At 72.3% G+C, this 12,233-nt stretch carries 11 protein-coding genes; 10 read left to right on the plus strand and 1 reads right to left on the minus strand.

The annotated features are described in order from the left end of the window. The first annotated feature begins 95 nt into the window (after positions 1-95). The 6 genes from ftsZ (at position 96) to ACIQGZ_RS11685 (ending at position 5,413) form a co-directional block, all read left to right on the plus strand. Complete coding sequence (gene ftsZ, locus ACIQGZ_RS11660; RefSeq protein WP_402601063.1) at positions 96-1,292, plus strand: cell division protein FtsZ; 1,197 nt, start codon at positions 96-98, stop codon at positions 1,290-1,292. An 88-nt stretch (positions 1,293-1,380) separates the two neighbouring features. Then, the gene (gene pgeF / locus ACIQGZ_RS11665) at positions 1,381-2,154 is read left to right on the plus strand and encodes a peptidoglycan editing factor PgeF (protein ID WP_402601065.1); all 774 of its coding nucleotides are present in this window, start codon (positions 1,381-1,383) and stop codon (positions 2,152-2,154) included. A gap of 63 nt (positions 2,155-2,217) precedes the next feature. Beyond that, positions 2,218-2,952: a YggS family pyridoxal phosphate-dependent enzyme gene (locus ACIQGZ_RS11670; RefSeq protein WP_402601453.1), complete on the plus strand. Its 735-nt coding sequence runs from the start codon at positions 2,218-2,220 to the stop codon at positions 2,950-2,952. A 218-nt stretch (positions 2,953-3,170) separates the two neighbouring features. Beyond that, positions 3,171-3,761: a cell division protein SepF gene (locus tag ACIQGZ_RS11675; RefSeq protein ID WP_402601454.1), complete on the plus strand. Its 591-nt coding sequence runs from the start codon at positions 3,171-3,173 to the stop codon at positions 3,759-3,761. A 92-nt stretch (positions 3,762-3,853) separates the two neighbouring features. After that, positions 3,854-4,144, plus strand: a complete 291-nt coding sequence (locus ACIQGZ_RS11680; protein WP_402601067.1) for a YggT family protein — start codon at positions 3,854-3,856, stop codon at positions 4,142-4,144. Between the two features lie 48 nt (positions 4,145-4,192). Then, the gene (locus ACIQGZ_RS11685; RefSeq protein ID WP_402601069.1) at positions 4,193-5,413 is read left to right on the plus strand and encodes a DivIVA domain-containing protein; all 1,221 of its coding nucleotides are present in this window, start codon (positions 4,193-4,195) and stop codon (positions 5,411-5,413) included. Positions 5,414-5,608: 195 nt separating this feature from the next. Here ACIQGZ_RS11685 and ileS read toward each other — a convergent pair whose 3' ends face one another. Then, positions 5,609-8,776: an isoleucine--tRNA ligase gene (ileS, locus tag ACIQGZ_RS11690; protein WP_402601071.1), complete on the minus strand. Its 3,168-nt coding sequence runs from the start codon at positions 8,774-8,776 to the stop codon at positions 5,609-5,611. A gap of 606 nt (positions 8,777-9,382) precedes the next feature. On the opposite strand from ileS, the gene ACIQGZ_RS11695 reads away from it, so the two are divergent. The 4 genes from ACIQGZ_RS11695 to ACIQGZ_RS11710 all read left to right on the plus strand — a co-directional run bounded on the left by ACIQGZ_RS11695 (position 9,383) and on the right by ACIQGZ_RS11710 (position 12,206). Next, positions 9,383-9,907 carry a TraR/DksA family transcriptional regulator gene (locus ACIQGZ_RS11695; RefSeq protein WP_402601072.1) on the plus strand — a complete coding sequence of 175 codons (525 nt, stop codon included), beginning with the start codon at positions 9,383-9,385 and terminating at the stop codon, positions 9,905-9,907. A gap of 93 nt (positions 9,908-10,000) precedes the next feature. Further along, a complete protein-coding gene (lspA, locus tag ACIQGZ_RS11700) occupies positions 10,001-10,702 on the plus strand; it encodes a signal peptidase II (RefSeq protein WP_402601073.1) in 702 nt (233 codons plus the stop codon). 94 nt (positions 10,703-10,796) lie between these two features. After that, positions 10,797-11,735: an RluA family pseudouridine synthase gene (locus tag ACIQGZ_RS11705; RefSeq protein ID WP_402601075.1), complete on the plus strand. Its 939-nt coding sequence runs from the start codon at positions 10,797-10,799 to the stop codon at positions 11,733-11,735. Then, entirely contained in the window at positions 11,736-12,206 is a 471-nt protein-coding gene (locus ACIQGZ_RS11710; protein ID WP_402601077.1) for a GNAT family N-acetyltransferase, read from the plus strand. It abuts the gene before it with no gap. The last annotated feature ends 27 nt before the right edge of the window (positions 12,207-12,233 follow it).

The following is a 12,233-nucleotide window of genomic DNA, read 5'->3' on the forward strand; positions in this document are numbered from 1 at the left end:
CTCCGAAAACGGGCACCCCACCCATCGGCATCCGTCGGAACGGCAGACCCCACGCCGCCGTCCGACCTGGAAAATCGAGGCGAGAGGCCTTCGACGTGGCAGCACCGCAGAACTACCTCGCAGTCATCAAGGTCGTCGGTATCGGCGGCGGTGGTGTCAACGCCATCAACCGGATGATCGAGGTCGGTCTCAAGGGCGTCGAGTTCATCGCGATCAACACCGATGCGCAGGCCCTCCTGATGAGCGACGCCGACGTCAAGCTCGACGTCGGCCGCGAACTCACCCGGGGCCTCGGCGCCGGAGCCAACCCCGACGTCGGCCGCAAGGCCGCGGAGGACCACCGCGAGGAGATCGAGGAGGTCCTCAAGGGGGCCGACATGGTCTTCGTCACCGCGGGCGAGGGCGGCGGCACCGGCACCGGCGGCGCGCCCGTGGTCGCCAACATCGCCCGCTCGCTGGGCGCGCTGACCATCGGCGTGGTCACCCGCCCCTTCACCTTCGAGGGCCGCCGCCGCGCCAACCAGGCCGAGGACGGCATCGCGCAACTGCGCGAAGAGGTCGACACCCTCATCGTGATCCCCAACGACCGGCTGCTGTCCATCTCGGACCGCCAGGTCAGCGTGCTCGACGCCTTCCGCTCCGCCGACCAGGTGCTGCTCTCCGGTGTCCAGGGCATCACCGATCTGATCACCACCCCCGGCCTGATCAACCTGGACTTCGCGGACGTCAAGTCGGTGATGTCGGACGCCGGTTCGGCGCTGATGGGCATCGGCTCCGCCCGTGGGGAGGACCGCGCCAAGGCGGCGGCCGAGATGGCCATCTCCTCGCCGCTGCTGGAGGCGTCCATCGACGGCGCCCGGGGCGTGCTGCTCTCCATCTCCGGCGGTTCCGACCTGGGGCTCTTCGAGATCAACGAGTCGGCCCAGCTGGTCAGCGAGGCCGCCCACCCGGAGGCCAACATCATCTTCGGCGCGGTGATCGACGACGCGCTCGGCGACGAGGTCCGGGTCACCGTGATCGCGGCGGGCTTCGACGGCGGCCAGCCGCCGGCCATCGTCCGCGAGCCGGTGGTCAAGGCCACCCCGCCGGAGCGGGACCGCCCGGCGCCGTCCCGCCCCTCCTACGGCGGTCTCGGCGCGGTCGCCCCGATGGCCGACGAGCCGCCGTCCCGCCGCCCCGAGACGGCCCCGGCCCCGGTCGCCAGCCCGGTGCCGCCGCAGATGCCCTCGATCCAGCGGCACTATGTGGAGACCCCGGCCGAGGAGCTCGACGTGCCGGACTTCCTCAAGTGACCTGCCCGATAGCGATCGGCCCGACGGCAACCGGCCCGACGGCAACCGGCCCGACCGGCCCGAAGACGGCCGGTCCGGGGGACGACCTGTGATCGGGCAGCGCATCGCACGCGACGGGGCTCACTTCGCCTTCACCGACCGGTGGGGCGGCGTGAGCTCCGCGCCGTACCAGGAGCTCAACCTCGGCGGCGCGGTGGGTGACGACCCGGCCGCCGTCCGGCGCAACCGGGCGCTGGCCGCCGAGTCGCTCGGCCTGGACCCGGCCGACGTCGTCTGGATGAACCAGGTGCACGGGCGCGAGGTCGCCGAGGTCACCACCCGGCAGGCCGACGGCGAGGCCCCCCGGGTGGACGCGATCGTCACCACCCGCCCGGGGCTCGCCCTCGCGGTGCTCACCGCCGACTGCACCCCCGTGCTGCTGGCCGACCCCGTCGCCGGGGTCGCCGCCGCCGCCCACGCCGGACGCCCCGGGCTCGCCGCCGGGGTGGTGGCCGCCGCCGTCGAAGCGATGCTGCGGCTCGGCGCCCGGCCCGAGCGGATCACCGCCGTCACCGGGCCCACCGTCTGCGGCCGCTGCTACGAGGTCCCCGACGCGCTGCGGGCCGAGGTCGCCGCAGCCGTACCGGCCGCACACGCCACCACCGGCTGGGGCACCCCCGCGCTGGACGTCCCCGGCGGGGTGCACGCCCAGCTCGCCGGACTCGGAGTCACCGACCGGCGCCGCTCGCCGGTCTGCACCCTGGAGTCGGCGGACCACTTCTCCTACCGCCGCGACCGGCGCACCGGGCGCCTCGCCGGCTACGTCTGGTTGGACCCGTCCGGCAGCCGGAGCCGGGGCGCGGCCGAGCCCGACCAGAGATAAGCGACAGAGATGACGAATGATTCCCACGGCCCGTCGCCCGACGAGCCGCCGCTGCCCGCTGCCATGACCGAGGCTCAGCGGGACCGACGGGCCCAACTCGCGGACAACCTGGCCGCCGTCGAGCGGCGCATCACCGACGCCTGCGCCGCCGCCGGCCGACCGCGCGACGCGGTCCGGCTGATCGTGGTGACCAAGACCTATCCGGCCGCGGACAGCAGGCTGCTGGCGTCACTCGGTGTCACCGAGGTGGCGGAGAACCGGGACCAGGACGCGGCACCCAAGGCCGAGCAGTGCAAGGACCTGCCACTGACCTGGCACTTCGTCGGGCAGTTGCAGACCAACAAGGTCCGGTCGGTGGTCCGTTACGCGAACTATGTCCACTCGGTGGACCGGCTGCGGCTGGTGGACGCGCTCTCCACCGCCGTGCTGCGCGCAGAACGGCCCGAACTCGGCTGCCTGGTGCAGGTCGCACTTGACAAGGAGGCCGGCGAGGGTGCCGGACGAGCCGGTGCCGCTCCGGACGAGGTGGCCGCGCTGGCCGACGCCGTCGCCGCCGCGCCGGGGCTGCGCCTTGACGGTGTGATGACCGTCGCACCGCTGGCGGGCCCGTACGCGGGCGACCCGGCGGCGGCTTTCGCCCGACTGGCGGAAATCGCAACCGCCGTACGGGCGGCCCATCCCGGTGCCACGATGGTCTCGGCGGGGATGAGTGGGGACCTCGAACAGGCCATCGTGGCCGGGGCGACACATGTGCGCGTCGGAACGGCGGTACTCGGCGTCCGGCCACCCCTCCGGTAACGTCACCGGTTAGTAGATCAGACCACAGGACAAAATAGGACAAAGATTAGTCGCTTCCGCGTTGCGGACAGCGAATCGTGGATCGTATGTCCGCGGCCACGTGCGGGGCCTGACGTGCAGTCGGGCCCCGATGCGGACCGCGGTCCCGCGCTCGGCGCCACCGACGCGGGGTCAGGCCGGTGACGGAGCCGATCCACCACAGAGCGGAGGACAGGAGTATGGCCGGCGCTATGCGCAAGATGGCGGTCTACCTCGGCCTCGTGGAGGACGAGACGTACGACGGCCAGGGGTACGACCCCGACGACGACTACGACGCGGACCCCGAGCCGCTGCGTACCGGACGTACCGAGGAGGTGCCACGGCCCGCGGCCGCCCATGCGGCGGCGCACGCCGCCCCGGCGGCGGCCCAGGCGGTCCCGATCCGGCAGGAGCCGGCCCGGATGGCCCCCGTGTCGTCCATCACACCCGAACGCCGCCACGTGGAGAAGAGCCCCCCGGTGATCATGCCCAAGGTCGTCAGTGAGCGAGAGCCGTACCGCATCACCACACTCCATCCGCGAACCTACAACGAGGCCCGCACCATCGGGGAACACTTCCGCGACGGAACGCCCGTGATCATGAATCTCACGGAGATGGACGACACCGATGCCAAGCGCCTCGTAGACTTCGCGGCTGGGCTCGTCTTCGGTCTGCACGGAAGCATCGAGCGGGTGACGCAGAAGGTGTTCCTGCTGTCTCCTGCTAACGTCGACGTCACGGCGGAGGACAAGGCCCGTATCGCCGAGGGTGGGTTCTTCAACCAGAGCTGACCCAGCCACGACACCAGGTACGGATTCGCTGACAGTGAGTGACCCGCAGGCTGTGGCCCGCGGGAGGGACAGGACAGGGAGAGGGAAGCGCGATGGGCATCGTGTCGGCAGTGCTCTACTACGCACTGACCGTCTTCCTGATCATCCTGCTCTTCCGGCTGGTGATGGACTGGGTCTTCCAGTTCGCCCGCTCGTGGCACCCCGGCAAGGTCATGGTTGTGGTCCTGGAGGCCACGTACACTGTCACGGATCCGCCGCTCAAGCTTCTGCGGCGGTTCATTCCGCCGCTACGTCTCGGGGGCGTGGCGCTCGACCTGTCCTTCTTCGTACTGATGATCATTGTGTATGTCCTGATCTCGCTCGTGGTGAGACTGCCGTGGTAAGCGCGCGACAGGACGCCGGTGTGCCGACGATCACGTTGAGGTGAAGAGATGCCGTTGACCCCCGAGGACGTTCGGAACAAGCAGTTCACGACCGTCCGCCTCCGCGAAGGCTATGACGAGGACGAGGTCGATGCCTTCCTCGATGAGGTCGAGTCCGAGCTGACCCGTCTGCTCCGCGAGAACGAGGACCTGCGGGCCAAGCTGGCCGCGGCGACCCGGGCCGCAGCGCAGAACCAGCAGAACATGCGCAAGGAGCAGGAGCAGCAGCAACAGCAGCAGCGTCCCAACGCTCCGGTGCCCGCTGCCATATCAGGACCGCCGGTCCCCGGCCAGCAGCACGGCCAGCAGGGGCACGGCCAGCAGGGCCCCGGCCAGCAGCAGATGCCGCACCAGATGGGCGGCCCCCAGCAGCTCGGCCTGCCTCCGGGCGGCCAGCAGCAGATGGGCGGCCCGCCGCAGCTGCCGCCGGGCCCCGGTGGCCAGCAGCAGATGCAGCAGCAGATGGGTGGTCCGATGGGCGGCCCCATGGGTGGCCCGATGGGCGGTCCCATGGGTGGTCCGATGGGCCACGGCGGTCCGCCGCAGCCGCACCTGCCCCAGCAGCAGCAGGGGCCGGGCGGCGACAGCGCGGCCCGTGTGCTGGCGCTCGCCCAGCAGACCGCCGACCAGGCCATCGCGGAGGCGCGCTCCGAGGCCAACAAGATCGTCGGTGAGGCCCGCAGCCGCGCCGAGGGTCTGGAGCGCGACGCCCGGTCCAAGGCCGACGCGCTGGAGCGGGACGCCCAGGAGAAGCACCGCGTCGCCATGGGCTCCCTGGAGTCGGCCCGCGCCACCCTGGAGCGCAAGGTCGAGGACCTGCGGGCCTTCGAGCGTGAGTACCGCACGCGGCTGAAGTCGTACCTGGAGACCCAGCTGCGCCAGCTGGAGTCGCAGGCCGACGACTCGCTCGCCCCGCCGCGCACCCCGGCCACCGCGTCGCTGCCCCCGGCGGCTTCGATGGCCCCGGCCGGCGCTTCGGCGGGCATGGGCGGTCAGACCTTCGGCGGCCAGCAGTCGTTCGGCGGCGGCAGCGCCCAGCCCTTCGGCGGCGGGCAGCAGTCGTTCGGCGGCGGCAGTGGGCAGCCGGGCTTCGGCGGCCAGGGTGCACCGATGGCCCCGGCGGGGATGACCCAGCCGATGGCGGCGGTGCGGCCGCAGCCGCCGCAGCCGCTGCAGCAGGCTCCGACGCCGATGCGGGGCTTCCTGATCGACGAGGAGAACGACAACTGAGGTCACGGTCTTCTGTGGTCTGAGTCACATCGAGGGCGCCCCCACCGCACTGCGCGGCGGGGGCGCCCTCGTTCTGTTCGATGTCCGGAGCTGCTGCCCAGAGGAACTGCTCGGGGGACGCTCAGGGGCGCGAGGCACCGCGTACGACCACAGGTGGCCGGTCGTGCGGTTCCTCGCGCCCCTGGGGCGTGCGGGTCAGACCTTGCGGAGGCGGAAGGTCAGGCCGAGGGAGTCGTCGGTGAACGGCTCGGCGGCCCAGTCGGCGTCGCCCTCCGCGAAGTCGACGGCCAGTACCTCGTCGGCCACCAGCGCCGAGTGCTCGGCCAGTGCGGCGGCGGTCTCGGCGTCGGTGGCCGTCCAGCGCAGCACGATCCGGTCCGCGACGTCCAACCCGCTGCCCTTGCGGGCCTCCTGGACCTGCCGGATCACATCGCGGGCCACGCCGGTGCGGCGCAGCTCGGGGGTGATGTGCAGGTCGAGCGCGACGGTGGCGCCGGACTCGTTGGCGACCGCCCAGCCCTCGCGCGGGGTCTCGGTGACGACCACCTCCTCCGGGGTGAGCGCCACCCGCTCGCCGTCCACCTCGACCTCGGCGGTGCCGGTGGCGCGCAGCGACGCGGAGAGCGCGGCGGCGTCGGCGGCGGCGATGGCCTTGGCCACGGCCTGGACGCCCTTGCCGAACCGCTTGCCCAGCGCCCGGAAGTTGGCCTTGGCGGTGGAGTCCACCAGGGAGCCGCCGACCTCGGCCAGCGAGGCCAGCTCGGTGACGTTCAGCTCGTCGGTGATCTGGGCGCGCAGCTCGGCGGGCAGCTCCTCCCAGCCGTGCGCCGCGATCAGCGCCCGGGAGAGCGGCTGGCGGGTCTTCACCCCGGAGTCGGCGCGGGTGGCCCGGCCGAGCTCCACCAGCCGCCGGACCAGCGCCATGTGGCGGGAGAGGGCCGGGTCGATCAGCGTCTCGTCCGCGACCGGCCAGGTGGCCAGGTGCACCGAGGCGGGGGCGTCCGGCGCGACCGATACCACCAGGTCCTGCCAGACCCGCTCGGTGATGAACGGCACCAGCGGCGCCATCAGCCGGGTGACGGTGTCCACGACCTCGTGCAGGGTGGCGAGCGCGGCCGGGTCGCCCTGCCAGAAGCGGCGGCGGGAGCGGCGTACGTACCAGTTGGAGAGGTCGTCGACGAAGGCGGAGAGCAGCTTGCCGGCCCGCTGGGTGTCATAGCCGTCGAGGGCGGTGTCCACCTCCCGTACCAGGATGCCCAGTTCGGAGAGGAGCCAGCGGTCCAGCAGCGGCCGCTCGGCCGGTGCCGGGTCGGTCGCGGACGGCGCCCAGCCGGCGGTGCGGGCGTACAGCGCCTGGAAGGCGACGGTGTTCCAGTAGGTGAGGAGGGTCTTGCGGACCACCTCCTGGATGGTGCCGTGCCCCACCCGCCGCGCCGACCAGGGCGAGCCGCTGGCGGCCATGAACCAGCGCACCGCGTCGGCGCCGTGCTGGTCCATCAGCGGGATCGGCTGGAGGATGTTGCCCAGGTGCTTGGACATCTTGCGGCCGTCCTCGGCCAGGATGTGGCCCAGGCAGACGACGTTCTGGTACGAGCTGCGGTCGAAGACCAGGGTGCCGACGGCCATCAGCGAGTAGAACCAGCCGCGGGTCTGGTCGATCGCCTCGGAGATGAACTGCGCCGGGTAGCGCTTCTCGAACAGCTCCTGGTTGCGGTACGGGTAGCCCCACTGCGCGAACGGCATCGACCCCGAGTCGTACCAGGCGTCGATCACCTCGGGCACCCGGGTCGCGGTGGTGCCGCACTCCGGGCAGCCGAAGGTGACCTCGTCGATGTACGGGCGGTGCGGGTCCAGGGTGGAGAGGTCGCGGCCGGTCAGCTCGCCCAGCTCGGTGAGCGAGCCGACGCAGGTGAGGTGGGACTGCTCGCAGGTCCAGATCGGCAGCGGGGTGCCCCAGTAGCGCTTGCGGCTCAGCGCCCAGTCGACGTTGTTGTTCAGCCAGTCGCCGTAGCGGCCGTGCTTGACGCTGTCCGGGAACCAGTTGGTGTTCTCGTTCTCGCGGAGCAGGGCGTCCTTGACGGCGGTGGTGCGGATGTACCAGGACGGCTGCGCGTAGTAGAGCAGCGCGGTGTGGCAGCGCCAGCAGTGCGGGTAGCTGTGCTCGTACGGCAGGTGCCGGAAGAGCAGGCCGCGCGCCTGGAGGTCGGCCACCAGCGCCTCGTCGGCCTTCTTGAAGAAGACGCCGCCGACCAGCGGCACCTCGGCCTCGAAGGTGCCGTCCGGGCGCACCGGGTTGACCACCGGCAGGCCGTAGGCGCGGCAGACCCGCAGGTCGTCCTCGCCGAAGGCGGGGGACTGGTGGACCAGGCCGGTGCCGTCCTCGGTGGTGACATAGGTGTCGTTGACCACGAAGTGGGCGTCGTCGATGGCGACCAGGTCGAACGGCCGCCGGTAGGCCCAGCGCTCCATCTCCCGGCCGGTGAAGGTCTGCCCGGTGGCCGTCCAGCCCTCGCCGAGCGCCTTGCCGAGCAGCGGCTGCGCGACGACCAGCTTCTCCTGGCCGTCGGTGGCGACCACGTACGTCACCTCGGGGTGGGCGGCGACGGCGGTGTTGGAGACCAGCGTCCAGGGGGTGGTCGTCCAGACCAGCAGCGCCGCCTCCCCGGCCAGCGGGCCGGAGGTGAGCGGGAAGCGGACGAAGACCGACGGGTCGACCACGGTCTCGTAGCCCTGGGCCAGCTCGTGGTCGGACAGCCCGGTGCCGCAGCGCGGGCACCAGGGGGCCACCCGGTGGTCCTGCACCAGCAGGCCCTTGTCGAAGATCTGCTTGAGCGACCACCACACCGACTCGATGTAGTCGGGGTCCATGGTGCGGTAGGCCTGGTCCATGTCGACCCAGTAGCCCATCCGCTCGGTGAGCTCCGTGAAGGCATCGGTGTGCCGGGTGACCGACTCGCGGCACTTGGCGTTGAACTCCGCGATGCCGTACGCCTCGATGTCCTGCTTGCCGGAGAAGCCCAGCTCCTTCTCCACCGCCAGCTCCACCGGCAGGCCGTGGCAGTCCCAGCCGGCCTTGCGGCCGACGTGGAAGCCCTTCATGGTGCGGTAGCGGGGGAAGACGTCCTTGAAGACGCGGGCCTCGATGTGGTGGGCGCCGGGCATGCCGTTGGCGGTCGGCGGGCCCTCGTAGAAGACCCACTCGGGGCGGCCCTCGGACTGCTCCAGGGTGCGCTGGAAGATCTTCTCGTCCCGCCAGAAGGCGAGCACCTGGTGCTCCATGGCGGGCAGGTCCACCTGGGCGGGAACCGCCCGGTACCGTCCGGGCCGCTGGGCTTGCTGGCTTTGCTGCTCTGGGGTGCTCATCGCGGGGCCTTCCTCCGGCGGACGCGTAGTCGTACGGCTTCCGACGGAGGGACGAGCCACTGCCGCGGCCCGCGGTACCACCCTCCTTGGCCGCGCTGCGGTGCCGCGGCCCACTCATTCGATGCTGCTGCCGGGTCTACTGGGCTCCACCGGGACGGGCTCGTGGCGGGGCTGTTCTTCCGGCGGCTCCGGGGTGATCTTCGCGCCGCGCACGCCCCCGGGCTCCCACCGTCCCCGGGTCGCTGCTGGCTGCGTGCGGCGGTACTCGTCCCATCGACGCCTCGCCCCAGCAGTCTATAGGGCGGGCGCAATCGCTTTGGGCTGCCGGGCCGGGTCGGCGGTACGGAAAGCGGTTAGCGGGTCACGTTCTGGGCACAACCTCGTCATGCCCGGGGAGGGACCTCCTCGGGTGGATATCAGCTGGATGTCGGAATGTCCGGTTGTGGTAGCAATCGCCGCGATTTATCGTTCCCGCACCGAGCGGTCCGGGAACCGCCGGCCACCGCCGTTCGTGAAGGGGTCGTAGCCATGGCTGAGAAGGCTGAGAACGGGATCACCGCCACCAGGCGGGCCCGCAGGGCCGTGGCGGAACCGGGGGAGGGGACTGTGACAACGCACCGCACGACGGGTACCGGCGCAGGACGGACGGCGGCGGGTGCCCGCACCCACGCGGCGGCGGCCGCCCCGCGTACCGTCGCCGCCACCGCGGCCATCCCGGAGCCGGGACCGCTGGACCCGGCGCAGCTGCCGGTCCGCCCCGGCGAGGACCCGTGGACCGCCGGCGAGGTCGACGAGCTGCGCGACGAGCTGACCTCGGAGGCGCAGCGCCTGCGGCTGGAGATCGACACCGCCGAGGCGGCCATCTCCGGCATGATGCGCGACTCCGGCGACGGCGCCGGTGACGACCAGGTGGACGCGGGCACCAAGAACATCTCCCGCGAGCACGAACTCGCGCTGGCCAACAACGCCCGCGACATGCTCGCCCAGACCGAGCGCGCGCTCGACCGGCTGCGCGGCACCGGCTTCGGCGTCTGCGAGTCCTGCGGGAAGGCGGTCGGCAAGGCCAGGCTCCAGGCGTTCCCCCGCGCCACGCTCTGCGTCCAGTGCAAGGCCAAGCAGGAGCGCCGCTAGCACGGCGGAGCCCGCCCTGGCCGCCCTGGATCACTCCGGTGCCGTACGCTCGACTCGACAGCGCCGCCCCGGCCCCGGGGCCGGTCCCCACCTGTGACGGCAGCGGAGCGGATCATCAGTACGCCAGGTTCCCACCAGACTCAGGACGGCGGCGCGGAGAACGCCGCCGCCGCGGAGACCGCGTCGGCCTCTCCTGCGCCCTCTCCCGCGTCGGCCTCTCCGGCGTCGGCCTCTCCGGCGACCGCCGAACCGGCAGCGCCGGCCGGGCGCCGCCGGATCGGCGTGCTGCTCGCGGTCGCGCTGTTCGCCTACCTCATCGACCTGGGCAGCAAGCTGCTGGTCGTCGCCCGGCTGGAGGGGCACGCCCCGATCCGGGCGATCGGTGATGTGCTCACCTTCCAGGTGATCCGCAACCCGGGCGCGGCCTTCAGCATGGGCCAGGCCCTGACCATCGTCTTCACCCTGATCGCGGCCTCGGTGATCGTGGTCATCTGGCGGATCGCCCGCAAGCTGTACAGCCTGCCGTGGGCGATGGCGCTCGGGCTGCTGCTCGGCGGCGCGCTGGGCAACCTCACCGACCGGCTGTTCCGCCACCCCGCCGTCTTCCGCGGCCATGTGGTGGACTTCATCTCGCTCCAGCACTTCGCGGTCTTCAACCTGGCCGACTCGGCGATCGTCTGCGGCGGTGTGCTGGTGGTGCTGCTCTCCTTCCGCGGCTCCAACCCGGACGGCAGCGTCCACCGCGACCGCGACGACGAGGACACCGAGTCGCCCGCCTCGGACCAGCCCGCCTGAAGGGCGCTCGGCAGGCGCGGTGCACCCCCGGGCGGTTGCCCGGCCGACCTGCGGGTGGACGGGGGGTGCCGCCGTGTCCGGCATACTCATTCAGGTGAGTACCGCAGCGCAGATCCGTACCCTTCCCGTACCCGACGGCCTTGAGGGCGAGCGCCTCGACGCCGCCCTGGCCCGGATGTTCGGCTTCTCCCGCACCAAGGCCGCCGAGCTCGCCGCCGACGGCAAGGTCCGGGTGGACGGCGCGGTGGCGGGCAAGTCCGACCGGGTGATGGCCGGGGCGTGGCTGGAGGTCGAGATCCCCGCCCCGCCGGCGCCGGTGCAGATCGTGGCCGAGCCGGTCGACGGCATGCGGATCGTCCACGACGACGACCACATCGTGGTGATCGACAAGCCGGTCGGCGTCGCCGCGCACCCCAGCCCCGGCTGGACCGGCACCACCGTCATCGGCGGCCTGGCCGCCGCCGGGTACCGGATCTCCACCTCCGGCGCCGCCGAGCGCCAGGGCATCGTGCACCGGCTGGACGTCGGCACCTCCGGCCTGATGGTGGTCGCCAAGTCGGAGCTGGCGTACACCCTGCTCAAGCAGCAGTTCCGCGAGCGCACCGTGGACAAGCGGTACAACGCCCTGGTGCAGGGCCACCCCGACCCGATGCACGGCACCGTCGACGCGCCGATCGACCGCCACCCCAGCTCCGACTGGAAGTGGGCCGTGGTCGCCTCCGGCAAGCCCTCGGTCACCCACTACGACCTCATCGAGGCGTTCCGCGCGGCCTCCCTGCTGGACATCAAGCTGGAGACCGGCCGCACCCACCAGATCCGGGTGCACATGTCGGCGCTGCGCCACCCCTGCGTCGGTGACCTCACGTACGGCGCTGACCCCACCCTGGCCAAGCGGCTCGGCCTCACCCGCCAGTGGCTGCACGCCGTCCACCTGGGCTTCGAGCACCCCTCGGACGGCCAGTGGGTGGAGTTCGACAGCCCGTACCCGGCGGATCTGGCCAAGGCGCTGGACATCATCTCGGCGGAGAGCTGAGTGACCGGCCCCTACGAGATCCGGGTCGCGGCCACGGCAGCCGAGCTGGAGCAGGTGCACGGCGTCCGCCGCGAGGTGTTCATCGTGGAGCAGCAGATCCCGGAGGACGAGGAGTGGGACGACCTCGACCCGGTCTGCGTCCAGCTGCTCGCCACCGGGCCCGGCGGGGTGCCGCTGGGCACCGGTCGGCTGGTCCATGGCGAGGCGGCCCGCAAGGTGGCGGGCCGCGACGGCACCGTGCTGCTCGGCCGGCTCGCGGTGCTGCCCGCCGCCCGGGGCACCGGGCTGGGCGCCGCCCTGGTCCGGGCCATCGAGCGGGCCGGGGCGGAGCGCGGCGGCCGGGAGATGGAGCTGCACGCCCAGGTGCACGCCATCGGCTTCTACCAGCGGCTCGGGTATGCCGCCCATGGGCCGGAGTACCTGGACGCGGGCATCCCGCACCGGACCATGACCCGGCCGCTGACCGACTGACCCGCCCGCCGCCGGTCCGGTCCGCCG

This window comes from Streptomyces sp. NPDC092296 (genome assembly GCF_044755465.1).
GTDB lineage: Bacteria > Actinomycetota > Actinomycetes > Streptomycetales > Streptomycetaceae > Peterkaempfera.